Below are 25,961 nucleotides of genomic sequence, written 5' to 3' on the forward strand. Positions count from 1 at the left end.
GGCACAATGGAGCTTTTTGCCAACCAGGTCCTGGCCGGCATCGCCACGGGCGCGATCTATGCCTGCATGGCGCTCGCGGTCGTGATGATCTACCAGGCCATCGACCATCTGAATTTCGCCCAGGGCGAAATGGCGATGTTCTCGACCTTCGTGTCCTGGCAGCTGATGCAATGGGGTGTGCCATATTGGGGCGCCTTCGTGCTCACCGTCGCGTTTTCATTTGCCGCCGGCATCGTCATCGAGCGGTTGCTGTTCAAGCCGCTGGCCAAGGCCCCGATCCTGACCAATGTCGCCGGCTTCATCGCGCTGTATGCGATCATCAACTCGGTCGCCGGCCTGATCTGGGACTTCACCATCAAGCAGTATCCGACGCCGTTCGGCTCCTCGCCGTTCCTCGGCAGCCAGCTGATCTCGACCCACCAGGCCGGCATGATCGGCATCACGCTGCTGATGCTGCTGCTGCTGTTCTTCTTCTTCCGCTTCACCCGGGTCGGCCTTGCGATGCGGGCGGCCGCCTCGCTGCCTGAATCGGCCCGCCTGGTCGGCATCAATACCTCCTGGATGATCGCGCTGGGCTGGGGCATGGCGTCCGCGATTGGCTCGATCGCCGGCATGATGATCGCGCCGGTGGTGTTCCTCGAGCCGAACATGATGCTCGGCGTGCTGATCTACGGATTTGCCGCAGCCGTGCTCGGCGGCCTGACCTCGCCGTTCGGCGCCGTGATGGGCGGCTTCCTGGTCGGCATCTTCGAGAACCTCGTCGGCACCTACATCCCCGGCGTCGGCAATGAGCTGAAACTTCCGATCGCGCTCGCGCTGATCATCGTCGTCCTGGTCGTTAAACCGGCAGGCCTGTTCGGCCGCGCCATCGTCAAGCGAGTTTGATCATGAGCGCCGCTGAAGACATCGTCACAGAAGCCCCCGCCGTCGAGGCTGTGCCCAAGCGTGCCATGACGCTGGGCTACGGCACCTCGCTCGTCGTGCTTGCCGCGCTGATCCTGATCCCGCTGTTCGTGAAGAACTTCATCATCTTCCAGATGACGATGCTTCTGATCTACGCGCTTGCGGTGATGGCGCTCAACATCCTGACCGGCGGAAGCGGCCAGTTCTCGCTCGGCCAGAGCGCGTTCTACGCCGTCGGCGCCTATACGTCGGCGATCCTGATGGAGCATGCGGGCATGAACTATGCCCTGACGCTGCCGGTCGCCGGCATCGTCTGCTTCGGCTTCGGCTTCCTGTTCGGCCAGCCGGCGCTGCGGCTATCCGGCGTCTATCTGGCGCTCGCGACCTTCGCGCTCGCCACCGCAATGCCGCAGTTGCTCAAGCTCGGCTATTTCGAGCACTGGACCGGCGGCGTGCAGGGCCTCGTCGTCACCAAGCCGGATGCCCCGTTCGGGCTGCCGATGTCGCAGGATATGTGGCTTTATTACTTCACCCTGGCGGTCGGGATCGCGATCTACATCGCCTCGGTAAACCTGTTGCGCTCGCGCTCCGGCCGCGCCTTCATGGCGATCCGCGACAACGAGATCGCGGCCTCCGCGATGGGCGTCGACGTCGCGCTGTACAAGACGCTGGCGTTCGGCGTCTCGGCCGGCATCACCGGCGTTGCCGGCGGTCTCGGCGCTATCGCGGTGCAGTTCGTGGCGCCTGACGGCTACACCATCCAGCTCGCGATCTCGCTGTTCCTCGGCATGGTGGTCGGCGGTGTCGGCTGGCTGCCGGGCTCGATCGTAGGCTCCGCCTTCATCATCTTCGTGCCGAACATCGCCGAAGGCATCTCGAAGGGCCTTTCGGGTGCGGTGTTCGGCGTGCTGCTGTTCCTCGTCATCTTCCTCGTGCCGCACGGCGCCAGGCAGGTTGCGATCGTTGCCCAGCAACTGGCCGCAAAGCTCAAGAAGAACTAAGAATCTTTAGAACCAAACCAGGAGACATTATGCTTTCTACCGTTCGGATCGCCGCGATTTCCGCGGCGATCGTCGCTGTTGCCGCGACGTCCACTGCCGCATTCGCCCAAAAGAAATACGACACCGGCGCAAGCGATACCGAGATCAAGGTCGGCAACATCATCCCCTATTCGGGACCGGCCTCCGCCTACGGCGTGATCGGCAAGACCGAAGAAGCCTACTTCAAGATGATCAACGACCGCGGCGGCATCAACGGCCGCAAGGTCAATTTCGTCAGCTATGACGACGCCTACTCGCCGCCGAAAGCGGTCGAGCAGGTGCGCAAGCTGGTCGAGAGCGACGAAGTGCTGCTGGTCTTCAACCCGCTCGGCACGCCGTCCAACACCGCGATCCAGAAATACCTGAATTCCAAGAAGATCCCGCAGCTGTTCGTCGCCACCGGCGCCACCAAGTGGAACGATCCGAAGAACTTCCCGTGGACCATGGGCTGGCAGCCGAGCTACCAGAGCGAAGCGCAGATCTATGCCAAGTGGCTGATGAAGGAGAAGCCCGACGCCAAGGTCGCGATTCTCTATCAGAACGACGACTTCGGCAAAGACTACCTCAAAGGCACCAAGGACGGTTTCGGCGCCAAGGCGGCCTCCAGCATCATCATGGAGGAGAGCTATGAGGTGTCCGAGCCGTCGATCGACGGCCACATCGTCAAGATCAAGGCCGCCAATCCCGACGTGCTGCTGATCTACACCACGCCGAAGTTCGGCGCGCAGACCATCAAGAAGACCGCCGAGCTCGGCTGGAAGCCGCTGCAGATCATCACCAACGTGTCGGCCTCGGTCGGCAGCGTGATGCAGCCGGCCGGCTTCGACAACGCCCAGGGCGTGCTGTCGGCGGCCTATGCCAAGGACGGCGCCGACTCGCAGTGGAACAACGACCCCGGCATGAAGAAGTGGTCCGAGTTTCTCGACAAGTACATGCCGGGCGCCGACAAGACCGACGGCGGCTATGTCTACGGCTATGGCGCCGCGCAGACGCTCGCCAAGGTGCTGGAAATGTGCGGCGACGACCTCACCCGCGCCAACGTCATGAAGCAGGCGGCGAGCCTGAAGGACTTTTCGCCGGATACCCTGCTGCCCGGCGTCAAGATCAACACCTCCGCCACCGACTTCGCCCCGATCGCCCAGCTGCAGATGCAGCGCTTCAAGGGTCAGAAGTGGGAACTGTTCGGTGACATCATTTCCGGCGACGTCCCCTCTGAGTGACGTTGCACTGCGGGAATAAAACAGCAGCCTCCGCGATAACAGTCGCGGGGGCTTTTTGTTGACGCCCCGCGCCGATCGTATTGAATACTCGAAACTAAAGAACCCGAGGTGGGGAAACCATGACTGCCGCACGTCCGTCCCTGACGGCGCTCTTGTCCGCATTGGCTGTGCTCCTGGCGAGCTGCAATGTCGCGCTGGCGCAGAAGAAGTACGACACCGGGGCCAGCGACACCGAGATCAAGATCGGCAACATCATGCCCTACAGCGGTCCCGCCTCAGCCTATGGGGTGATCGGCAGGACCGAGGCGGCCTACTTCAAGATGATCAACCAGGCCGGCGGCATCCACCGCCGCAAGATCACCTTCATCTCCTACGACGACGGCTACTCGCCGCCCAAGACGGTGGAACAGGCGCGCAAGCTGGTCGAGGACGACGAGGTGCTGCTGCTGTTCGGCTCGGTCGGCACCGCAGGCAACGCTGCGATCCGGAAATACATGAACGAGAAGCAGGTGCCGCAGCTGTTCATCGCCTCCGGCGCCTCCAAGTGGAACGACCCCAAGAACTATCCCTGGACCATGGGCTGGCAGCCGTCCTACCAGGACGAGGCGCGGGTCTACGCAAAATACATCATGAAGCACAAGGCAGACGCCAAGGTTGCCGTGCTTTACCAGAACGACGATTTCGGCAAGGACTACCTCAAGGGCCTGAAGGACGCCTTCGGCGACAAGGCCTCGATGATCGTCGCCGAAGAGGCTTACGAGACGTCGGAGCCTGCGATCGACAATCACATCGTCAAGCTGAAAGCCGCTGGCGCCGACACCTTCATCAGCATCACGTCACCGAAATTCGCGGCGCAGGCAATCAAGAAGGCGGCCGAAATCGCGTGGACGCCCTTGCAGTTCGTCGCCAATGTCTCAGCCTCGGTCGGCGGCGTCATGCAGCCGGCCGGCTTCGAGAATTCGCAGGGCATCCTGTCGGCGTCCTATCTCAAGGACGGCGCCGATCCGCAATGGGACAAGGATCCCGGCATGGAGAGATTCCTTGCCTTCCTCAAGAAGGATTATCCCGACGCCAACAAGCTCGACGGCGCCACCTCCTTCGGCTACGCCGCCGCACAGACCATGGTGCAGGTGCTGGAGATGTGCGGTGACGACCTCACCCGCGCCAACATCATGAAGCAGGCCGCGAGCCTGAAGGATTATGTCCCCGGCACGCTGCTGCCGGGCATCAGCATCAACACCTCGGCCACCGACTTCGCGCCGATCAAGCAGTTGCAGCTGATGCGCTTCAAGGGCGAGAAGTGGGAGCTGTTCGGCGACATCATCTCGAGCGGACTCAGCAACTAGGACGACGCACGATCACCATGCAAACGCTTCGCGTGTGTTGCGGAGCGTTTGTGCGGCATCGGCTTTCCTCGCAACGCGTTCGACTAAATGACGCCCTCCGCGGCAGCGCCGCGGGGGGCTTTCTGTTGCTGGCACCTGACGAAAGGTATTCAATGCCGCGAGGAGCCGCAAAGTGCTTCCACTCCAAAAATCGTGACACATTCACCGTGATCCAAGGGAGATCAAAATGCCTGCTATCCGTTTGCGGTTGGGGGCCTTTTCGGCTGCCGTCGCATTGCTCGCAGCGACCACGAGTCCCTCCGTCGCGCAGAAGAAATACGACATCGGTGCCTCCGACAGCGAAATCAAGATCGGCAACATCATGCCCTACAGCGGAGCGGCTTCCGCCTATGGCGTGATCGGCAAGACCGAGGAGGCCTATTTCCGCAAGATCAATGCCGAGGGTGGCATCAACGGCCGCAAGATCACCTTCATCAGCTATGACGACGCCTACACACCACCGAAGACCGTCGAGCAGGCGCGCAAGCTCGTCGAGAGCGACGAGGTGCTGCTGATCTTCAATTCGCTCGGCACGCCGCCGAACTCGGCGATCCAGAAGTACATGAACCAGAAGAAGGTGCCGCAACTGTTCGTCGCCACCGGCGCCACCAAGTGGAACGACCCGAGGGAATTTCCCTGGACGATGGGCTGGCAGCCCAACTACCAGAGCGAGTCCATCATCTACGCAAAGTACATCCTGAAGAACAAGCCGGACGCCAAGATCGCGGTGCTCTACCAGAACGACGATTACGGCAAGGACTATCTGAAGGGCTTCAAGGACGGGCTCGGCGCCAAGGCCGCATCGATGATCGTCGCCGAGGACAGCTACGAGGTGACGGAGCCGACCATCGACTCCCACATCGTCAGGCTCAAGGCTTCCGGCGCCGACGTGTTCTTCAACATCACGACGCCGAAATTCGCGGCACAGGCGATCAAGAAGAACGCCGAACTCAACTGGCATCCGCTGCATTTCCTCAACAACGTCTCCGGATCGATCGGCAGCGTGATCAAGCCCGCCGGCTTCGAGAACGCCCAGGACATCATCTCGTCGCAATATTTCAAGGACCCGACCGACCCGCAGTGGAAGACCGACAAGGCAATGATCGCCTGGAACGAGTTCCTCGATAAATACTATCCGGAAGCGAACCGCGCCGATGCCTCGGTGATGTACGCCTACATCGTCTCGCAGGGCCTGGTGCATGTGCTCAAGGCGTGCGGCGACGACCTGACCCGCGAGAACGTCATGAAGCAGGCGGCCAGCATTCGCGATTACGAACCCGGCGGCCTGTTGCCGGGTGTCAAGGTCAACACCTCGGCGACCGATTTCGCGCCGCTCTCGCAACTGCAATTGATCCGCTTCAAGGGCCAGACCTGGGAGCGCTTTGGCGACATTTTGAGCGGCGACGTCGGCGGTTAACCCGGAATTGTCGACTAAAGACGAGGCCCCTGCGGCGTTGTCGCAGGGGCTTTTCATTGAGACGGGCCGCCTGAAATGCTAATCATTGCAATCAAATAACAGAGCCCTCGAAAAGGGGCCGCGACACGTTCGTCTGACAACAGGGAGAGAGACATAGATGTTCGCTACCACAAGACTTGCGGTCCTCGGGGCCGCGCTCGCGCTCGTCGCGACATCCAGCAGCGCTGCGCTTGCCCAGAAGAAATACGACACCGGCGCCAGCGACACCGAGATCAAGATCGGCAACATCATGCCCTACAGCGGACCCGCCTCCGCCTACGGCATCATCGGCCGCACCGAGGCCGCCTATTTCAAGAAGATCAACGATGCCGGCGGCATCAACGGCCGCAAGATCAACTTCATCTCCTACGATGACGCCTACTCGCCGCCGAAGGCCGTGGAGCAGGCCCGCAAGCTGGTCGAAAGCGACGAGGTGCTGCTGATCTTCAACTCGCTCGGCACGCCGTCGAACTCGGCGATCCAGAAATACATGAACTCGAAGAAGGTGCCGCAGCTGTTCGTCGCCACCGGCGCCACCAAGTGGAACGATCCGAAGGACTTTCCCTGGACCATGGGCTGGCAGCCCAACTACCAGAGCGAGACCCAGATCTACGCAAAGTACATCCTGAAGAACATGCCGAACGCCAAGATCGCGGTGCTCTACCAGAACGACGATTACGGCAAGGACTATCTGAAGGGCCTGAAGGACGGTCTCGGCCAGAAGGCCGCCGGCATGATCGTCGCCGAAGAGAGCTTCGAGACTTCCCAGCCGACCATCGATAGCAACATCGTCAAGCTGAAAGCCAGCAACGCCGACGTCTTCATCGACATCGCGACGCCGAAATTCGCGGCGCAGGCGATCAAGAAGGTCGCCGAGATCGGCTGGAAGCCGACCCACTTCCTCAACAACGTGTCGGCCTCGGTCGGCAGCGTGATCAAACCGGCCGGCTTCGAGAATGCGCAGGACATCATCTCCGCCGCCTACCTGAAGGACGCTTCCGACAAGCAATGGGACAATGATCCCGGCATGAAGGAATTCTACGCTTTCATGGCCAAGGACTTCCCCGAGGGCGACAAGCTCGACGGCGGCACCGTGGTCGGCTTCGGCGTGGCCCAGACCCTGGTTCAGGTGTTGAAGCAGTGCGGCGACAACCTCACCCGTGAGAACATCATGAAGCAGGCGGCGAATCTGAAGGACTTCCGCACCGAAGTGCTGCTGCCCGGCATCAAGATCAACACCGCCGCGAACGATTTCGCCCCGATCAGCCAGTTGCAGCTGATGAAGTTCAAGGGCGAGAAATGGGAACTGTTCGGCGACGTCATCAGCGCCGACGTCGGCGGCTGATTTCCTGCCGACAATCGACCGACAATGGCCCCCTGCGATACCGTCGCAGGGGGCTTTTCATCGGCCATGCGGCCGGCTCAACGACCGGCCGAGGGCGATGCCTGCTTACACTTTGCCCGGCAATGCGCTAGGAAAACCGGCAACAACCGCAGCGAACCCGGCGCCCTTGCGCGCCGGCAACAACAAGGAGTTTTCGGGAAATGCCGAAGCCGATCCGTCACCGTGTCGCAACCGCCCTGCTCGGCCTCGCCGTCGCCGCCGTGACCGGCAATGCCGCGTGGGCGCAGAAGAAATACGACACCGGTGCGACCGATACCGAAATCAAGATCGGCAACATCGTGCCCTATAGCGGCCCGGCGTCGGCCTATGGCGTGGTCGGCAAGGCGATGGCCGCGGTGTTCAAGAAGGTCAACGACGATGGCGGCATCAACGGCCGCAAGATCAATTTCATCTCCTATGACGATGCCTATTCGCCGCCGAAGGCGGTCGAGCAGGCCCGCAAGCTGGTCGAGAGCGACGAAGTGCTGTTCCTGTTCGGCACGCTCGGCACCGCCTCCAACACCGCGATCCAGAAATACCTCAACGCCAAGAAAGTGCCGCAGCTGTTCGTCGCCACCGGCGCGACCAAGTGGAACGATCCGAAAACGTTCCCGTGGACCATGGGCTGGCTGCCGAGCTACCAGAGCGAGTCGCGGATCTACGCGAAATATCTGCTCAAGGAGAAGCCCGCCGCCAAGGTCGCGGTGCTCTACCAGAACGACGACATGGGCAAGGACTACCTCAAGGGCCTGGAAGACGGCTTCGCCAGCGATCCGGCGCGGATCGCCGCCAAGGAGAGTTACGAAGTCGCCGAACCCACCATCGATTCCCATGTCGTGCGGCTGAAATCCGCCAACCCCGACGTCATCATCTTCTTCACCACGCCGAAATTCGGCGCCCAGGCGATCAAGAAGCTCGGCGAGATGAACTGGAAGCCGGTGACGATCGTCTCCAACGTCTCGGCCTCCACTGCGACGGTGATGCGTCCGGCCGGGCTCGACAATGCGCAGGGCGTGATCTCGGCGGCCTACGCCAAGGACGCCAGCGATCCGCAGTGGAAGGACGACGCCGGCATGAAGGCGTTCGACGAACTGCTCGCCAAGTACATGCCCGACACCAACCGCGTCGATGCCTCGGCGATGACCGGCTACAACATGGCGACCACCATGGTCGAGGTGCTGCGCCGCTGCGGCGACGACCTCACCCGCGCCAACGTGATGAAACAGGCGGCAAGCCTGAAGCAGTTTGCGCAGGGCGGCCTGCTGCCCGGCGTGACGCTGTCGACCGGGCCGTCCGACTTCCAGCCGATCGAGCAATTGCAGCTGATGCAGTTCAAGGGCGAGCGCTGGCAATTGTTCGGCGACGTCATCAGCGGCGAAGTCGCCGGAAACTGACCGCGTAACGAAAGCACAGCCATGACCGACCGTCGTCCCTTCCTGCGTTCGATCTTCGATGCCGCGGTGGCGGCTGCGCATCCCGATGTCGTGCTGGCATCGCGGCTGCGGCCGGCGCCGAAGGGACGCGTGATCTGCCTCGCCGCCGGCAAGGGCGCCGGCGCCATGGCCGCGGCGGCGGAACGGCATTATCTCGACACGCTCGGCCTCGAACCGTCGCGGCTGGTCGGCATCGCCACCACCCGCCACGGCCATGGCGTGGCGACCCGCCGTATCCAGGTGGTCGAGGCCGGCCACCCGGTGCCCGATGAGGCCGGCCTGCGCGCGGCCGACGATACGCTGCGGCTGGCGGCGCAAGCCACGCCCGATGATCTGCTGCTGGTGCTGCTGACCGGCGGCGGCTCGGCGAACTGGATCGCGCCCGTCGAAGGCGTGAGCTTCGCCCAGAAGCAACAGGTCAACCGCGCGCTGCTGCGCTCCGGCGCGCCGATCGGCGAGATGAACATCGTCCGCAAGCATCTGTCGCGCATCAAAGGGGGGCGGCTGGCGCGCGCCGGCCAGCACGCCGCCGAGATCGTCACGCTGGCGATTTCCGACGTGCCGCATGACGATCCCTCCGCGATCGCCTCGGGGCCGACCGTCCCGGATCCGACCACGCTCGCGGATGCCCGCGCGCTGGTCGCCAAGTACAATCTCGCGATCGATGACGCGGTCCGCCGCGCGCTCGACGATCCCCGGAACGAGAGCTGCAAGCCGGGCGATCCGGCCTTTGCGCGTGCGACGTTCGAGCTGCTGGCAAAGCCCAAGGCTTCGATCGACGCCGCGGTGAAGGTCGCGCAGGACGCCGGCTACGAGACCATTGCGCTCGGCGCCGATCTCGAAGGCGAGGCCCGCGACGTCGCGGCCGGACACGCCAGGCTAGCGCTGAAGGCCCGCGGCGAGCGCAAGCGCGTCGCGATCATCTCCGGCGGCGAACTTACGGTGACGGTGCGCGGCAACGGCCGCGGCGGCCCCAACCAGGAGTACGCGCTGGCGCTGGCCGACCTGCTCAAGGATACGCCCGACATCTCGGCGCTCGCCGCCGACACCGACGGTGCCGACGGCGGCGCCGGCAGCGCGAGCGACCCTGCGGGTGCCGTGATCGATCAGGCGACATTCGCGAAGATGAAATCGATCGGCCTCGATCCGAGGGCCTATCTCGAGAACAACGACGCCACGGGCTTCTTCGCACAGACCGGCGATTTGTTGCTGACCGGGCCGACGCTGACGAATGTCAACGACGTGCGCGTGATTTTGGTGGATTGATCCTCCTTCGTCATTCCCCGGTGCGCAATTGCGCACCTGAGGGCAGCCCGAAGGGCTGAGCCCGGAATCCATTCAGTCGCGAAGCTTGCTGCGCAATGGATTCCGTGCTCTCGCTTCGCGAGCCCCGGAATGACAGGCCTCAAAACTCCTGCGCGAGCTTCGCCAGCATCTCCAGCAGCGCGGCGTGGTTGGCCGGGCCGAGCACCTCGATCAGCCGGGCCTCGTGCTTGTTGGCAACCAGCTTCTTGGCGCGCGCCAGCACGGCGCGGCCCTTGTCGGTCAGGACCAGAATGTGGGAGCGCCGGTCGTTGGTCGAGCGCATCCGCGCGCAAAGGTCGCGGCTCTCCAGCGCGTCGAGCATGGCGACGAAATTCGGCCTGAGGATGCCGAGCGTGTTGGCGATCTCGGTCTGGTTGCGGCCCGGATTCTTGTCGAGCAGCAGCAGCACCGAGAACTGCGCCGGCGTCAGCTGCAGCGGCGCGACGCAGCGCAGGAAGTCCTCGAACACCTTGAGCTGCGCGCGCTTCAGCGAATAGCCGAGCAGTCCGGACAGTTCGCCCAATTGCAACATGCTGTCGTCCCCGGCAGGATCGACCGGTTCCCTGCGCAGGGCACGCGACGAACGGACGGCATCGGAGGCGGTTTTCGAAACAGTCATCGCTCCAGGCTCGCAATCCCGGTACAAAAACCCCGCGGGACGCTCGGGGACCTTGAGATTATATCTAATAATCGTTATACACCATATCAAATATCGACGGCTATCAACAGCCGGTATCGGCCGACCCGACCGGCACAGCCGGCCGCGGCGGTCCGACGCTTGAGGGGGAGCGCTCGGCCTTGAACACAACGATCATGCTGTTCCTGCTGCAGGACGGCATCACCAATGGCGCGATCTACGCACTGCTCGGGCTGGCCCTGGTGCTGGTGTTCGCGGTGACGCGGGTGATCCTGATCCCGCAGGGCGAATTCGTGACCTACGGCGCGTTGAGCTACGCCATGCTGGCGACCGGCCAGGTGCCCGGCACGGTGCGCCTTGCCGTCGCGATGGGCCTTGTCGCGTTCGCACTCGACCTGTTCTTCGCCCGCAAGGCGCTGCATGCCCGGCTGGTGCTGCGCTCGGTCGCGCTCAATATCGTCTTTCCTACAGCGCTGCTCGGCCTCGTCTATGCCCTGGTTGGTCCCCATACGCCGATCGCCGTCAACATTGCGCTGGTGCTGCTGATCGTGGCGGCGATCGGGCTGTTTCTCTACCGCATCGCCTTCCAGCCGATCGCGCACACCTCCGTGCTGGTGCTCCTGATCGCCTCGGTCGGCTGCCATCTGGCGCTGCAAGGCCTCGGCCTGGTGTTCTTCGGCGCCGAAGGCCTGCGCGGCCCGGCGCTGTCGAGCGCCGCGGTGACCGCGGGTCCGCTGCGCTTCACCGGCCAGAGCCTCGCCGTCTATGGCCTGACGGTCGGCTTCATCGTGGGGCTGTGGCTGTTCTTCGGCTACACCAAGACCGGCAAGGCGCTGCGGGCCACCGCGGTCAATCGCCTCGGCGCCCGCCTGGTCGGCATCCGCACCACGCTGTCGGGCCAGATCGCATTCCTGCTCGCCTCCGTGATCGGCGCGATTTCCGGCATCCTGATCGTGCCGATCACGACGCTCTATTACGACACCGGCTTCCTGATCGGCCTGAAGGGCTTTATCGCCGCCATCATCGGCGGCCTGGTCAGCTATCCCCTGACCGCGGTCGCGGCCATCGTGGTCGGCATCGTCGAGGCCTTCTCGTCGTTCTACGCCAGTAATTTCAAGGAAGTCATCGTGTTCACGCTGATCCTTCCCGTCCTGGTGCTGCGCTCGCTCGCAGCGCCCCAGGTCGAGGAAGAGAAGGACTGAGCGCGATGACACAGCGGCTCCCTCTCATCATCTTCGCGCTCGTGATGGCGGTGATCCCGCTTCTCCCGGGCGTCCCGCCATTCTGGATCGTGCTGCTCGACAATATCGGCCTCGCCGCGCTGGTCGCGATGGGGCTGGTGCTGCTCACCGGCGTCGGCGGCCTCACCTCGTTCGGACAGGCCGCGTTCTGCGGCTTCGGCGCCTACACCACGGCGGTGCTGACCACCGCCTACGGCGTCTCGCCGTGGCTGACGCTGCCGGCTTCGCTCGTGGTCAGCGGCATTGCAGCGGTGCTGCTCGGCATCGTCACGGTGCGGCTGTCAGGCCACTATCTGCCGCTCGGCACCATCGCCTGGGGCATCGGCCTGTTCTACCTGTTCAGCAAGCTCGAATTCCTCGGCCGCAACGACGGCATTTCGGGTATCCCGCCGCTCTCGATCGGCTTGTTCAAGATGCTGAGCCCGGACACGATCTATTACGCGATCTGGGTTGCGGTTCTGCTCTCGGCGCTATTGACCATGAACCTGCTGGATTCCCGCACGGGGCGCGCCATCCGCGCGTTGCGGCGCGGCCATATCGCGGCCGAAGCGTTCGGCGTGCAGACGCCGCGCGCCAAGCTCCTGGTGTTCATCTATGCGGCGGTGCTGGCCGGCCTGTCCGGCTGGCTCTACGCGCATTTCCAGCGCGCCGCCAACCCGACGCCGTTCGGCGCGCAGGCCGGCATCGAGTATCTGTTCATCGCTGTCGTCGGCGGCGCCGGTTACGTCTGGGGCGGCGTGCTCGGCGCCGGCATCGTCGTGATCCTGAAAGAGGTGCTACAGAGCTACCTGCCCTACATCTTCGGCGGCCAGAGCCAGCTCGAGACCATCGTGTTCGGCATCATGCTGGTGCTGCTGTTGCAGCTCGCACCGCAGGGCGTCTGGCCCTGGCTGATGTCGCACCTGCCGTTCAAGCCGGCCCGCAAGACGCCGGACACATCGGTGAAGCTGGAACACCGTGAGCGGGCGGCGGGAACGTCTCCGGTCCTGCTGCACATCGACAAGGCGCGCAAGCAGTTCGGCGGCGTGCTCGCCGTGAACGACGTTTCGTTCGACGTCAACACCCGCGAGATCGTCGCACTGATCGGCCCGAACGGCGCCGGCAAGAGCACGACCTTCAACCTGATCACCGGCGTCCTGGCCGCAACCAGCGGCAAGATCGCCGTGCTCGGCAGGGAGGTCGCAAACGCTCCGCCGCAAGAGGTGGTCAAGCTCGGCGTTGCCCGCACGTTCCAGCACGTCAAGCTGGTGCCCGACATGACCGTGCTGGAGAACGTCGCGATCGGCGCGCATCTGCGCGGCAATTCCGGGGCGATCTCCAGCATGCTGCGGCTCGACCGCGCGGATGAGGCGAAACTGCTGGCGGAAGCCGCGCGGCAGATCGCGCGCGTCGGCCTGTCCGACCAGATCGACCAGCTCGCGGGCTCGCTGTCGCTCGGGCAGCAGCGCATCGTCGAGATCGCCCGCGCACTGTGCGTCGATCCGATGCTGCTGCTGCTGGACGAACCGGCGGCCGGGCTGCGCCACATGGAGAAGCAGCGGCTGGCCGCGCTGCTCCGGCAGTTGCGCGACGGCGGCATGTCGGTGCTGCTGGTCGAGCACGACATGGGGTTCGTGATGGATCTCGCCGACCGCATCGTGGTGCTGGATTTCGGTACCAAGATCGCCGAGGGCACGCCGGCCGCGATCAAGCGCAACCCCGACGTGATCAAAGCCTATCTCGGAGCCGCCGCATGAGTGCGCTGCTATCGGTGACCGACGTCCACATCGCCTACGGCAAGGTCGAGGCTGTACGCGGCGTCTCGCTCGACGTTGGAGAGAACGAGATCGTCACCATCATCGGCGCCAACGGCGCCGGCAAGACCACACTGCTCAACGCCATCATGGGCGTGCTGCCGCTGCGGGGCCGCACCACCTTCGCCGGCGTCGACATGGCGTCGCTCGACATCGAGGACCGCGTCGCAACGGGCCTCAGCCTGGTGCCCGAGCATCGCGAATTGTTCGGCACCATGAATGTCGAGGACAATCTCGAGCTCGGCGCCTTCCGGATCGCGAAGGCAACCGCAGCACGCTCGCTGGAGCGGGTCTACACGCTGTTTCCGCGGCTCAAGGAGCGGCGCAAGCAGCTCGCCGGCACGCTGTCCGGCGGCGAGCAGCAGATGCTGGCGATGGGCCGCGCGCTGATGGGCGCGCCGAGATTGCTGATGCTGGACGAGCCGAGCCTCGGCCTCGCCCCGATCATCGTCGCCGACATCTTCCGCATCGTCGGCGAGCTCCGCGCAGCCGGCGTCTCGGTGCTGCTGGTCGAGCAGAACGCCCAGGCCGCGCTGCAGATCGCCGACCGCGCCTATGTGATGGAGCTCGGCGAGTTCGTGCTGTCGGGCCCGGCCAGGGACATCGCCGCCAACAAGGGCGTCGCCGCGAGCTATCTCGGCTTCCAGCTCGAAGGCGAGAGCGCGATCTAGAACGCGCCGCGCCAGCGCGGAGAGAGCGTCACCCCACCTCGCCCGCCAGGGGAGGATGAAGGCGGGTGCGTCTCCTGATGAACCACGTCTGACCACGCTTGCATTCGCGCAATGCTTGCGCTCCACTTCACCCTCCCCTGGAGGGGGAGGGTCGAGCGCGCACGGCGATGCGTAGCATCGTCGGGTGCGATCGGGGTGGGGTGAAGCCGCACGAATGGTCTCAGCATCGATCCGAAGAGCGGCTGCGAAGAAGCTGCGCGCAAATGCCACGCCGCACGAGCGGATATTATGGCGTGCGCTGAAGGAACTGCCGACGGAAGGCACGCATTTCCGAAAGCAAGCTCCGATCGGCCCCTATGTCGTCGACTTCTTCTGTCCGGCCAAGCGGCTGATCATCGAACTCGACGGCGGGCATCACAACGACGATGAAACGGCAATGCGCGATCGCGAGCGACAACAATGGCTCGAAAAAGAGGGCTTCCGCGTCATCCGGTTCTGGAACTCGGAAATCACGGCTGACCTCGGCGCTGTGCTGGAGCGGATTTATGTCGAGCTCTACGACGCTCGCGAAGCGGAAGCCGTGCCGCTGAAGCACCACCGACGACGATAGAGTATCACCCTACCCCGCTTCACATCGCTCACGCGATGCGAAGCGCCCCTCCCCCTCCAGGGGAGGGTAGAGAAAAAGCCGGCCCTTTAGCGAGGCCAGCTTCTTCGTTTCGCAGATCAAGATCGGCTCACATCGCCGGGACGTATTTGCCGTCCTTGACCGTCAGCAGGATGCGCGAGCGGTCGTCGAGGCCGTAGCGATCCTTTTCGGTCCAGTTGTAGACGCCCTGGCTCGCGACGATCTCCTTCTCGGAGATGAAGGCCTGGCGGATCGCCTCGCGGAATTCCGGCGTGCCGGGCTTGGCGGTCTTCAGCGCCGTCGGGATGATGCGCTTGAGCACCTCGAAGGCGTCGAAGGAATGGCCGGCGAACTGGCTGCGGCTGTTGGCGCCGTATTTGGCTTCATAGGCCGCGTTCAGCGTCAGGCCCGGCTTCTTGGTCAGCGCGCTGTCGGGTTGGGTTTCCGGCGACATCACCGGGCCGGCCGACATGATGACGCCTTCCGCTGACGCACCCGCGATGCGGATGAAGTCCATGGTGGCGGCACCGTGGGTCTGGTAGATCAGGCCCTTGTAGCCGCGCTCGCGCAGCGCGGTCTGCGGCAGCGCCGCGGCGGTGCCGGAGGCGCCGACCAGGATGGCATCGGGATTGGCGGCGACGAGCTTCAGCACCTGGCCCGCGACCGACGTATCCGGACGCGCGAAGCGCTCCTCATCGGTCATGGTCAGGCCGATCGGCACGGCCTGCGCCTTGAAGTCGTTGACCCAGAGATCGCCGTAGGAATCCGAATAGCCGATATAGCCGACGGTCTTGATGTTGTGCGCCTTCATGTGCTCGTAGAGCACCTTGCCCATGATCGGGATCGACTGCGGCAGGTCGACCGACCACTTTGCGCGGGCCTCATTGATCGGGAACGGCGCGAGGCCGAGATGCGGGATGCCGGCCTCGTTGGCGACCGTCGATACCGCGATCGTCGTCGGCGTGATGCAGGAGCCCATGATGATGTCGGCCTTGGACTCGGTGACGAAGCGCCGCGTATTGGTGGTCGCAGCCGTCGGATCGCCGGCGTCGTCGAGCACGATCAGCTTCAGCGGCACGCCGCCGATTTCCTTCGGCACGAAATCGAGCGCGTTGCGCTCGGGAATGCCGAGCGCCGCGGCGGGGCCGGTGGTCGAGATCGAGATGCCGATGGTGATTTCATTGGTCTGCGCCAGCGCGGGCGCGCCCGGCAGCGCGATAGCAGCTGCGAGCACTGCTGCGGCGAGAGTGGCCTTCCTCATTCATTCCTCCCTGCGGATATGTTTTTTGGGTTTAAACCAGGTTTGCGGGCAAATTCAGCCCCTTCTTTAGGTCATGAGGGGCCGCGAGTCAGCCCTGAACAAGTCAGCCCTTCATGAAGCGGTCGATGACCTCCTGCGGAAATGGCGCCGATTTCAGCCTGGCGGGATCGTCCGGGTGGCGGCCGACCAGCACCCTTGTCTCGAACGCCTCGATCGCCAACACCTCGCCCTTGAAAACGCGGTGCACTACCTCGAAGCTCGAGCGCTTGATGCTCTCGATCCGGCTCTCGATGGTGATCCAGTCGCCATGGGTCGACGGGATGTGGAATTTCGCCCGCGTGTCGACCATGGGAATGCCGACAAGTCCGTACTTGTGGATGAGATCCTGCTTCGAGCAACCAGCCGCCTCGAACATGATCGAGGTCGAGTCGTCGAACATCGCGAAGTAGCGCGGGTAGTAGACGATGTTGGCGGGGTCGCAATCGCCCCACTGGATCTGCACGTCGCGCCGATGGACGAACATGGTTTAGCCAACCCCGATAGCGCGGCAACCGCGGTGAACTCCCTCTCCCATGGGGAGAGGGCTGGGGTGAGGGGGTACGGTCTTCGTTGTTGATCGTAACCCCTCACCCGGATCGCTGCGCGATCCGACCTCTCCCAATGGGAGAGGTGGAAGCAAGCTCGTCGGATGCTCCTGATTCATACTCATGACCATAGTCAGCGTGGCGCCATCCGGAGCGCGGCATCGAGCCGCACCACTTCGCCGTTCAGATAGGGATTGTCGATCATGTGCAGCGCCAGCGAGGCAAACTCGTCGGCCTGCCCCAGCCGGCGCGGGAACGGGATCGCGGCGGCGAGCGAGTCCTGCGCCTCCTGCGGCAGGCCGGCCAGCAAGGGGGTCATGAACAGGCCCGGCGCGATGGTCAGCACGCGGATGCCGAACTGCGCGAGCTCGCGCGCGATCGGCAGCGTCATCGCAACGATGCCGCCCTTGGAGGCCGAATAGGCCGCCTGCCCGATCTGGCCGTCATAGGCCGCGACCGAGGCCGTCGAGATCACGACGCCGCGCTCGCCGGTCGCGAGCGGCTCGAGCTTCGCCATCTCGGCGGTCGCAAGCCGCAGCATGTTGAACGAGCCGATAAGGTTGACCTTGATCACCTTGTCGAAGTCGGCGAGCGCCATCGGCCCTTCACGGCCGATCACGCGTTTTGCCACCCCGATGCCGGCACAGTTGACCAGCACCCGCGCCGGGCCGTGCGCCTTGGCGGCGGCAGCCACCGCGGCTTCGGCAGCGGCCGCATCGGCGACGTCGCACACGACCGAAATGCCGCCGATCTCGGCTGCGACGCTCTCGGCGAGCTTGGCGTTGAGGTCGCAGACCGCGACCTTGGCGCCCTGCGCAGCCAGACGGCGCGCGGTCGCCGCGCCCAATCCCGATGCACCGCCGGTGACGATGGCGGCCTGGTCCTTCAACTGCATGGCATTCTCCTCTTCAAATTTCAGACGAGTATGATCACCGATGCCGGCGGCACCGGCGCATAGAGCGCTTCGATGATGTCAGTGCGATGCTCCAGCACCGCACGCTGGTTGATCGAGCCCTTGTCGGTGACCTCGCCGCGATCGATCGACAGCGGCGTGTCGAGCAGGAGCGCCCGCGCGATCCGGTTCGACGAGCCGGTGGCACTCGCAAGCACGCGCGCGAGACGTTCCCGGAAGGCTTCACGCACCAGCGGATCGTTGGCCGCAGCCGCGATGTCACCAGAGGCAAGCTGTGGATTGATCAGGCGGCAGCCATCGAGATCGAGGATCACGACTCGCCGCCAGCTCGTCGCGGTTGAGCCCCGCGATCACGACGTCGCGCACCAGCGGCGCGCAGGCGCCGACGAAGCGCGCCCGCAACGGCCCGACGCTGACCCAGGTGCCGCTCGCCAGCTTGAAATCCTCGGCGATGCGGCCGTCGAAATCGAACCCTGCATCGAGATCATCGGCGTTGGCGGGCTTCAGCGCGTCGCCGAATTTATAGAAACCCTCCTCGTCGAATGCCTTGGCGGTCAGTTCGGGCTGCCGCCAGTAGCCCGGCGTCACGTTCGGCCCCTTAGCTCGGACCTCGAGCTTGCCGTTGTTGGGGACCAGCTTCGCATCATTGCCCGACACCGGAAGCCCGACATGACCGGAGCGGCTGGTATCGGGCCGCACCGACATGAAGAACGGCGAGGTCTCGGTGGCGCCGAGCCCGGTCAGCATCGGCACGCGATAGCCCTTCTCCTGCACCGCGAGCGCATCGAGGCTGTTCCAGATGAACGGCGACAGCGCGGCGCCCGAGAAGAACATCGCATGCAGCCGGTGGAAGAATCTTGCCCGCAGGCCAGCATCGTCGCGCAGATAGGGCAGCAGCGATTCGTAGCCCTTGGGCACGTTGAAATAGACCGTCGGCGAGATCTCGCGCAGGTTTCGCACGGTCTCCTCGATGCCGCCGGGCATCGGCTTGCCCTCGTCGAGATACATCGAGCCACCGTTGAAGAGCGTCAGCCCGACATTGTGGTTGCCGCCAAAAGTGTGATTCCACGGCAGCCAGTCGACGATCACAGGCGGCTCGTCCTTCAGGAACGCCAGCGTCTCGCGCAGCATCACCTGGTTGGCGCAGATCATCCGCTGGGTGTTGATGACGGCCTTGGGATTGCCGGTCGAGCCCGACGTCAGCAGGAATTTTGCGATCGTATCCGGACTGATTTTCCCATTGGTCGCATCGAGGCGTGGGTCTTCCGGCGTTGCCATGAGGCCGGCAAGCCGCGTCACGTCGCGGCCGGGGACGGCCCCGCGGCTTGCCGCGATCTCGACATCGGGTCCGACATTGGCGCGCAACGCGTCGGCAAATTTGTCGGCGTCGTCGACGAAGACGAGGCCGGGCGTCAGCAGCTTGATGACGAAGCTGAGCTTGCCGTAGTCGCGCGACACCAGCGAATAGGCCGGAGAGACCGGACAGAACGGAATGCCGGCATAGAGCGCGCCGAGCGCGATCAGCGCGTGATCGATCGAATTGCCCGACAGGATCATGATCGGCCGCTCAGCCGACAGCCCGCGCGCGGTCAGCGCGGACGCAATGCGCCGGGTCGTTTCCAGCAATTGTGCGTAGGTGATCTGGCGCCAGCCGCCGCCCGCTGCACGTTCGGCCATGAACACACGGCTCGGCTCGGTCGCTGCCCAATGATGCAGGCGATCGGTGAGGCGAACGGGATAGTCGGCGAGATTGAGCTTGGGGCGCAGATAGATCGTGCCGTCGTCGCGGCGCTCGACGGTGACGTCGGGATTGCCAAACGAGATCGGGCGCAGCGGATGCGCACTCGCAGTGGACGCAGACGCAGAAATATCAGCCTTGGCGCTCATGTCGGCTTCACCTTGGCGGTCTTGCGATCCAGAAACGCGCGGATCCGCTTCTTGGCCTCCTTGTCGCTCTGCGCCACCGTAGCCATCAGCGATTCCATCAAGAGGCCGGTCTGCGGATTGGCCTCGGCGATCATCGGCAGCGCCTGCAACACTGCGAAGTTGGTCAGCGGCGCATTGGCTGCGACGCGCTCGGCAAGCTCCAGCGCCTTGGGCAACGCGCCGTCGGCCTCGGTGAGATATTGCGAGAAGCCGTAGGCTGCGCCCTCTGTCGCCGAATAGACCCGGCCGGTCAGCATCATGTCGGCCATCCTGGGCACACCGATCAGGCGCGGCAGCCGCACCGATCCGCCGCCGCCGACGAAGATGCCGCGCTGGCCTTCGGGCAGCGCGAAATAGGCCGACGGCTCGGCGACCCGGATATGCGCCGCGCAGGCAAGCTCCAGCCCGCCACCGATCACTGCGCCCTTCAGCGCGGCGATCACCGGCACGCGGCAATACTGGATGCGGTCGAACACGCGGTGCCACATCTGGGAATGCACCAGCCCCTCGGTGGCGTCGCGCTCGGTCAGTTCGGAGAGATCAAGGCCGGACGAGAAATGATCGCCGACGCCATGGATGACGACGGCGCCGATCGTGTCGGGAATCGCGGAAAAGCAGTCGCGCAGCGCCAGGATGATGCCGTCATTGAGCGCATTGCGCTTGGCCGGCCGGTTGAGCCCGACGGTCAGCACCGCCCCTCGCGTCTCGATCTTGAGCAGCGAGGCATCACCCGCGTCGGCAGCGTTTCCCATGGCGTTATTGTTTCCTGGTTAGAATAGTTATATTTTATAACTATCATCGCAGGAGTCAATACGGGACGTTGGTGGGCGGAACGCTTGCCATTGCACGCAAGGCTGCATTCCGTTCACGGTGTCATCACCCGCGAAAGCGGGTGATCCAGTATTCCAGAGACGTTCGTGCTTGAGCCGAGAGGCCTCGGCGTACTGGATCGCCCGGTCGAGCCGGCCGATGACAGCAGATCATCGTCGTCATGGCGAAAGCCAGGAGGTGGCCGTTGCCTTCCTCACAACACCTGATGCACGTCGATCACGACGCGGTCGGCGTGGCGAGCGGCGGAGCCGATGAAGATGTGCTCCATCAGCCAGCGGTACTTTTCGGCGCCGGTTTCGAATTTCGGCACGGTGCGGAAGTAGATCAGCTTCGGGTCGACCGGTTCGCCACGCTTGAGCTTCTTGAGCAGATCGACCGGCCCGAAGCGGATGCCCTTGTTCTCGACATAGACGACGGCGCCGTCGTCGGTCTCGAAGGCATATTTTGCCTCCAGCTCGATCAGTTCGTTGGGCCGGATGATCTGGAAGTCGGCGCCGAACGGCAGCACCTTGCCGTTGACAGTCTCGCCCCTCACCTCGCCGCCGATGATCGGAATGATGCGGCGGACGCCGGTGCCGATGTCGCCGGCGGAGGTCACCTCCGCGATCCGGGCGGTGATGGTGAAGACGTATCTGGTCTGAAGCTCAGGCACCATGGATTTACCCTATCATACGCTGCGGCAGCCAGGTCGCGAGCAGCGGGAACAGGATCAGGATCACCAGCCGGATCAGATCGGTGATCACGAACGGCAGCACGCCGACAAAGATCGTCGACATGTTGACGTCCTTGATCACGCTCTTGATCACGAACACGTTCATGCCGACCGGCGGATGGATCAGGCCGAGTTCCACCGTCATGACGATGATGATGCCGAACCAGATCGGGTCGAAACCGAGCGCGGTCACCACCGGGAACACGATCGGCACGGTGAGGATCACCATCGCCATCGCGTCCATCAGGCAGCCGAGCACCAGATACATCAGGAGGGTCAGCGCCAGCACGCCGTAAGGGCCGATGCCGAGCCCGGTGAGGAATTCAGTGACGTTCTGCGGCGTCTGGGTGATGGTGAGGAAATAGCCGAAGCAGAGCGCGCCGATCAGCACCGTGAACACTGCCGCCGCGGTGCGCGTCGCCTGCAGCAGCGATTGCAGGATGCCGTCCCTGGTCAGCTTACCCCTGAGGATGCCGATGATGAAGGCACCGACCGCGCCGACCGCGCCCGCCTCGGTCGGGACGAAGAAGCCGCCATAAAGGCCGCCGATCACGAACAGGAACAGCAGCAGCGGCGACCAGACGTCGCGCATAGCCATGGCGCGCTCGTGCCACGACGCCTTCTTGCCTGCCGGCAGGAAGCCCGGCCGCGTCACGCCGATGATGCCGATCGTGATCATGTGCATCAGGATCGCGAGCAGGCCCGGCACCACGCCGGCGATGAACAGCTTGCCGATATCCTGCTGGGTGATGATGCCATACACCGCGAGCACCGTGGATGGCGGCAGCATTGCCCCCAGCGTGCCGCCGACCGCGATCACGCCGGTCGAGAACGATTGCGGATAGCCGAAGCGGCGCATTTCCGGATAGGCCACCGCCGAGAAGGTCGCGGCGGTCGCGACCGACGAGCCCGAGATCGCGGCAAAGCCGCCGCAGGCTGCGATGGTCGCGATGCCGAGCCCGCCCTTCCAGTGGCCGACAAAGGTGTTGGCGGCGCGGAACAGCTCGCGGCTGATGCCGGAGACGGACACGAAGGCGCCCATCAACAGGAACATCGGGATCACGCCGAAGGAATAATCCGTCACCGTGCGCATCGTGGTCTGGCCGACCAGCTTCAGCGCCGGAGCGAAGCCGGTGAGATAACCAAAGCCGGTGATGCCGACGAGGCCCATCGCCATGCCGACGGGTACACGCAACAGCATCAGCGCGAACAGGCAGACGAAGCCGATGACGGCGACGGCCTCGGGACTCAAATCGAGACTCATGGCCGTCTACTCCGCAGTCTTGATCTTGGCATCATGGATATCTTCCGGATGGAAGATCAGGCGGTAGGTCCGGATCGCGATCAGCAAAACCGCGGAGACGTCGCCGAGCCACGACACCAGGAAGAACGGCCAGACCGGCACGCCGAGATCCATCGTGACGATGTGGCTGTTCCTGGTGTCGATCACCTTGTCGACCAGCGTGTAGGTCTGCACCGTCACCACGAACAGCAGCACCAGCGTCGCGAAGATGTCGATCCAGCGCTGATAGCGCGGCGAGGCATTGGCCCAGACCAGATCCACGGTGATGTGAGTGCCGCGATAGCTCGTCGCCGCGATGCCCCAGAAGATCAGGATGCCGAGCAGGAACTGGCCGAAATTGTAGTAGTCGGGGATCGTCACCGAGAAGAATTTGCGCATGAACACCGCGGTGAAGGTGTTGAGCGCGACGACGCCGACGAAGAAGGCCGCCACCCATTCGATCGAATCGATGAAGCGGTCCATGAAATTCTTGCGCACCGGCTCGGGTGGACCGGTGATCGCGCCGTCCTGGGAAACTTCGGCAGATTGCGTCATGCGTTGCTTCGATGAGCTCCCTCGCCGCGCTCTTGCGGGGAGAGGGTTGGGGTGAGGGGCTGCTTCCACGAGTTGTGAAGGCGGTGAGACCTGTACCCCCTCACCCGGATCGCATCTGACGATGCGATCCGACCTCTCCCCGCGAGCGGGGCGAGGTGAAGGGGCAACGGGATCAGATCCCCGCCTCGTACTTCTTCAGCGTGGCCTGCAGATCGGCCTCGATCTTCTCCGCATCGCCGCCGGCCTTCTTCACCGCCTCGGCCCAGCTGTCGCGCAGCGGCTTGACCGCCTTCTTCCATTCGGCGAGCTGATCCGCCGTCAGCGGATAGACCTCGTGGCCTTGCAGCGCCTTCATCTTGGTGCGGCCATTGGCTTCGAAATCGGTCCAGGGATCGGTGACTTTGGAGGCCCATTCCGGCGTGCAATGATCGTCGATCACCTTCTTCTGGGCGTCCGACATCGCATTATATTTGGCGAGGTTGATGTTGTAGGTGAACACCGTCGTGTAGAGCGGCACGTCCATGTGGTACTTCACCACCTTGTCGATGCCGAACAGGAAGATCGATCCCCAGGGGAAGGTGATCTCGTCGGCCACGCCGCGCTCGATCGCGTCGCGCGATTCCGGGGCGGAGGCCTGCACATTGGTGCCGCCGAACATCTTCACCATCTCGCCGATGGTGCTCTGCGCCGGTCGCACCTTCACGCCGCTAAGGTCGCTCGGCAGCAGTATCTTCTTCTTGCCGTGCAGCGCGCCCGGATCGTGGATGAAGGCGAAGCAGAGCTTGGTGTCCTTCATCTCGGTCGGCGCGTATTTGTGGTACCACTCGTTCAGCGCCAGCGTGCCCTTCTTGCCGTCCGAGAACACGAACGGGAGCTGGCCCGCGGCCGCGATCGGGAACCGGCCGGGCTGATAGCCGGGATTGACATAGGTGACGTCGGCGATGCCGTCGCGCGCCATGTCGTAATGGTCGAATGCCTTGCCGAGCTGCTCGGACGGAAACACGGTGACCTTGATGGTGCCGCCCGATGCCTTCTCGATGTCGGCGGCCCAGGCCTGCGTCGCCGGCACCAGCGGATGCGCCGGCGGCACCCAGAGCGACACTTTCAGATTGACGGTCTTGTCCTGCGCCTGCGAAGGACCTGCGGCCGGCACGATGGCGGCGGCTGCCATCAGCAGCGCCAACAAACTCTTCCTCATCACCTCTCCTCCTCTCCAGGACGGGCTTCGTGCCCGGTCTCATTACTTAACATGTTATCTAATTCGCTCGGATATTCAAGACGAAATCCGCAGAGTGGACGCCTCGTCGCACCCGGCCTCTCCCGCATCTTGCGCTGCGGCGAACGCAGGTCCCGCGCAAATCCGCCTTGCCAAAACTGTTATATGATATAGTTGCCTTGGCAAGTTGATGGCGACCGCCCCGGCGCGGGCGCCTGCTGAAAGCCTATCCGATCGGGAGGAGCAGGTGTTGCGGACAAAAGTAGCAATCATTGGCGCAGGTCCGGCCGGACTGTTGCTTGGGCAACTACTTCATACTTTCGGCGTAGACAACGTCATTCTCGAGCGGCAGACCCCGGATTACGTGCTGGGGCGGATCCGCGCCGGCCTGCTCGAGGAAGGCACCGTGTCGCTGCTCGACAGCGTCGGTGCGGGCGCCCGGCTGCACCAGGAAGGCCTGGTTCATCACGGCGTCGAGCTGGCGTTCGGCGGGGCGCGGCACCGCATCGACATGCACGCGGCGACCGGCAAGACCGTGACCATCTACGGCCAGACCGAGGTCACGCTCGATCTGATGAACGCCCGCAAGGCGGCCGGCCTGACCTCGGTCTACTCCGCCGCCGACGTCACGCCGCATGATTTCGGCACCGATCATCCGCGCGTCAGCTACGTCAAGGACGGCGTCACCCACGAGATCGCCTGCGATTTCATCGCCGGCTGCGACGGCTTCCACGGCGTCAGCCGCGCCAGCGTGCCGGCGTCGGCGATCACCAGCTACGAGCGGGTGTACCCGTTCGGCTGGCTCGGCATCCTCTCGGAGACGCCGCCGGTCTCGCCGGAGCTGATCTACAACAACCACGCGCGCGGCTTTGCGCTCTGCACGATGCGCTCGACGCATCGCAGCCGCTATTACGTGCAGTGCCCGCTCGACGATCATGTCGATCAATGGTCCGACGAGCGGTTCTGGGATGAATTGAAGCGGCGCCTCGACCAGAAGGCCGCCGACGAGATCATCACCGGCCCCTCGATCGAAAAGAGCATCGCGCCGCTGCGCAGTTTCGTCGCCGAACCGATGCGGTTCGGCCGCATGTTCCTGGCCGGCGACGCCTCGCACATCGTGCCGCCGACCGGCGCCAAGGGGCTGAACCTTGCGGCCAGCGACGTGCATTATCTGTCGCAGGCGCTACGCGAATATTACGACGAGAAATCCTCGGCCGGTCTCGACCTCTATTCGGCCAAAGCGCTGGCGCGGGTCTGGAAGGCAGTACGCTTCTCCTGGTGGATGACCTCGATGCTGCACAAATTCCCCGACGAGGGCGAATTCGCCGCGCGCATCCAGATCGCCGAGCTCGACTATCTCGTCAGCTCGAAGGCGGCGTCGACCTCGCTGTCGGAGAATTATGTGGGGCTGCCGTTCTAGATCGGTTGCTGTTTTTTCGTCGAGCAACCTCGCCGATGTGCCGTCAGCTGTCATACCCCGCGCATGCGGGGTATCCAGTACGCCGTGGCCTCTCCGGACGATGACGGCGAGGGATATGGCGACAGGCCGGAGCCACTTTCAAACGCCCCTGCAAATCGCGTTTAA

At 64.0% G+C, this 25,961-nt stretch carries 22 protein-coding genes and 1 pseudogene; 13 read left to right on the forward strand and 10 right to left on the reverse strand.

Going from position 1 to position 25,961, the window contains the following annotated elements; genetic code table 11:
• Positions 1-6: 6 nt before the first annotated feature.
• The 8 genes from HU230_RS29840 (at position 7) to HU230_RS29875 (ending at position 10,087) form a co-directional block, all read left to right on the forward strand.
• On the forward strand, positions 7-885 hold the full coding sequence (locus HU230_RS29840) for a branched-chain amino acid ABC transporter permease (protein WP_021076976.1): 879 nt from the start codon (positions 7-9) through the stop codon (positions 883-885).
• A gap of 2 nt (positions 886-887) precedes the next feature.
• Entirely contained in the window at positions 888-1,904 is a 1,017-nt protein-coding gene (locus HU230_RS29845; protein WP_176528750.1) for a branched-chain amino acid ABC transporter permease, read from the forward strand.
• Between the two features lie 29 nt (positions 1,905-1,933).
• Positions 1,934-3,163 (forward strand): ABC transporter substrate-binding protein, encoded by a 1,230-nt coding sequence (locus HU230_RS29850; protein ID WP_176528749.1) that lies wholly within the window; start codon positions 1,934-1,936, stop codon positions 3,161-3,163.
• A gap of 119 nt (positions 3,164-3,282) precedes the next feature.
• Positions 3,283-4,509, forward strand: coding sequence for an ABC transporter substrate-binding protein (locus HU230_RS29855; protein ID WP_176528748.1), 1,227 nt, complete (start codon positions 3,283-3,285; stop codon positions 4,507-4,509).
• A gap of 226 nt (positions 4,510-4,735) precedes the next feature.
• Positions 4,736-5,965 carry an ABC transporter substrate-binding protein gene (locus HU230_RS29860; RefSeq protein ID WP_176528747.1) on the forward strand — a complete coding sequence of 410 codons (1,230 nt, stop codon included), beginning with the start codon at positions 4,736-4,738 and terminating at the stop codon, positions 5,963-5,965.
• Between the two features lie 157 nt (positions 5,966-6,122).
• Positions 6,123-7,349 carry an ABC transporter substrate-binding protein gene (locus HU230_RS29865; RefSeq protein WP_176528746.1) on the forward strand — a complete coding sequence of 409 codons (1,227 nt, stop codon included), beginning with the start codon at positions 6,123-6,125 and terminating at the stop codon, positions 7,347-7,349.
• 200 nt (positions 7,350-7,549) lie between these two features.
• Complete coding sequence (locus tag HU230_RS29870; RefSeq protein ID WP_176528745.1) at positions 7,550-8,782, forward strand: ABC transporter substrate-binding protein; 1,233 nt, start codon at positions 7,550-7,552, stop codon at positions 8,780-8,782.
• Positions 8,783-8,803: 21 nt separating this feature from the next.
• On the forward strand, positions 8,804-10,087 hold the full coding sequence (locus HU230_RS29875; RefSeq protein WP_176528744.1) for a glycerate kinase type-2 family protein: 1,284 nt from the start codon (positions 8,804-8,806) through the stop codon (positions 10,085-10,087).
• A gap of 139 nt (positions 10,088-10,226) precedes the next feature.
• Here HU230_RS29875 and HU230_RS29880 read toward each other — a convergent pair whose 3' ends face one another.
• Complete coding sequence (locus HU230_RS29880; protein WP_097676731.1) at positions 10,227-10,745, reverse strand: MarR family winged helix-turn-helix transcriptional regulator; 519 nt, start codon at positions 10,743-10,745, stop codon at positions 10,227-10,229.
• A gap of 179 nt (positions 10,746-10,924) precedes the next feature.
• Between HU230_RS29880 and HU230_RS29885 the strand changes: the two genes are divergently transcribed.
• The 4 genes from HU230_RS29885 to HU230_RS29900 all read left to right on the forward strand — a co-directional run bounded on the left by HU230_RS29885 (position 10,925) and on the right by HU230_RS29900 (position 15,078).
• Positions 10,925-11,965 (forward strand): branched-chain amino acid ABC transporter permease, encoded by a 1,041-nt coding sequence (locus HU230_RS29885; RefSeq protein WP_176528743.1) that lies wholly within the window; start codon positions 10,925-10,927, stop codon positions 11,963-11,965.
• A 5-nt stretch (positions 11,966-11,970) separates the two neighbouring features.
• Positions 11,971-13,740 carry a branched-chain amino acid ABC transporter ATP-binding protein/permease gene (locus HU230_RS29890; protein ID WP_176528742.1) on the forward strand — a complete coding sequence of 590 codons (1,770 nt, stop codon included), beginning with the start codon at positions 11,971-11,973 and terminating at the stop codon, positions 13,738-13,740.
• Positions 13,737-14,468, forward strand: a complete 732-nt coding sequence (locus HU230_RS29895) for an ABC transporter ATP-binding protein (RefSeq protein WP_176528741.1) — start codon at positions 13,737-13,739, stop codon at positions 14,466-14,468. The genes HU230_RS29890 and HU230_RS29895 overlap by 4 nt, the downstream gene beginning before the upstream one ends.
• A 214-nt stretch (positions 14,469-14,682) precedes the next feature.
• Positions 14,683-15,078, forward strand: coding sequence for an endonuclease domain-containing protein (locus tag HU230_RS29900; protein WP_176528740.1), 396 nt, complete (start codon positions 14,683-14,685; stop codon positions 15,076-15,078).
• A 127-nt stretch (positions 15,079-15,205) separates the two neighbouring features.
• Here the strand turns inward: HU230_RS29900 and HU230_RS29905 are convergent, their stop codons facing one another.
• From HU230_RS29905 to HU230_RS29945, 9 genes and pseudogenes are all read right to left on the reverse strand, one after another.
• On the reverse strand, positions 15,206-16,357 hold the full coding sequence (locus HU230_RS29905) for an ABC transporter substrate-binding protein (protein WP_176528739.1): 1,152 nt from the start codon (positions 16,355-16,357) through the stop codon (positions 15,206-15,208).
• Between the two features lie 103 nt (positions 16,358-16,460).
• Positions 16,461-16,880 carry an acyl-CoA thioesterase gene (locus HU230_RS29910; protein WP_176528738.1) on the reverse strand — a complete coding sequence of 140 codons (420 nt, stop codon included), beginning with the start codon at positions 16,878-16,880 and terminating at the stop codon, positions 16,461-16,463.
• A gap of 194 nt (positions 16,881-17,074) precedes the next feature.
• The gene (locus HU230_RS29915) at positions 17,075-17,836 is read right to left on the reverse strand and encodes an SDR family NAD(P)-dependent oxidoreductase (protein ID WP_176528737.1); all 762 of its coding nucleotides are present in this window, start codon (positions 17,834-17,836) and stop codon (positions 17,075-17,077) included.
• A gap of 20 nt (positions 17,837-17,856) precedes the next feature.
• Positions 17,857-19,741 (reverse strand): annotated as a pseudogene (locus HU230_RS29920) (feruloyl-CoA synthase).
• Positions 19,738-20,532, reverse strand: a complete 795-nt coding sequence (locus tag HU230_RS29925) for a crotonase/enoyl-CoA hydratase family protein (protein ID WP_176528736.1) — start codon at positions 20,530-20,532, stop codon at positions 19,738-19,740. The pseudogene HU230_RS29920 and the gene HU230_RS29925 overlap by 4 nt, the downstream one beginning before the upstream one ends.
• A 272-nt stretch (positions 20,533-20,804) precedes the next feature.
• Complete coding sequence (locus HU230_RS29930) at positions 20,805-21,266, reverse strand: DUF3237 domain-containing protein (RefSeq protein WP_176528735.1); 462 nt, start codon at positions 21,264-21,266, stop codon at positions 20,805-20,807.
• A gap of 4 nt (positions 21,267-21,270) precedes the next feature.
• Positions 21,271-22,575: a TRAP transporter large permease gene (locus HU230_RS29935; RefSeq protein ID WP_176534805.1), complete on the reverse strand. Its 1,305-nt coding sequence runs from the start codon at positions 22,573-22,575 to the stop codon at positions 21,271-21,273.
• Between the two features lie 18 nt (positions 22,576-22,593).
• Positions 22,594-23,103, reverse strand: a complete 510-nt coding sequence (locus HU230_RS29940) for a TRAP transporter small permease (protein ID WP_092126276.1) — start codon at positions 23,101-23,103, stop codon at positions 22,594-22,596.
• 229 nt (positions 23,104-23,332) lie between these two features.
• Positions 23,333-24,358: a TRAP transporter substrate-binding protein gene (locus tag HU230_RS29945; protein WP_176528734.1), complete on the reverse strand. Its 1,026-nt coding sequence runs from the start codon at positions 24,356-24,358 to the stop codon at positions 23,333-23,335.
• A gap of 268 nt (positions 24,359-24,626) precedes the next feature.
• Between HU230_RS29945 and pobA the strand changes: the two genes are divergently transcribed.
• The gene (gene pobA / locus HU230_RS29950) at positions 24,627-25,796 is read left to right on the forward strand and encodes a 4-hydroxybenzoate 3-monooxygenase (RefSeq protein WP_176534804.1); all 1,170 of its coding nucleotides are present in this window, start codon (positions 24,627-24,629) and stop codon (positions 25,794-25,796) included.
• Positions 25,797-25,961 lie beyond the last annotated feature (165 nt).

Source organism: Bradyrhizobium quebecense, assembly GCF_013373795.3.
Classification (GTDB): Bacteria; Pseudomonadota; Alphaproteobacteria; order Rhizobiales; family Xanthobacteraceae; genus Bradyrhizobium; species Bradyrhizobium quebecense.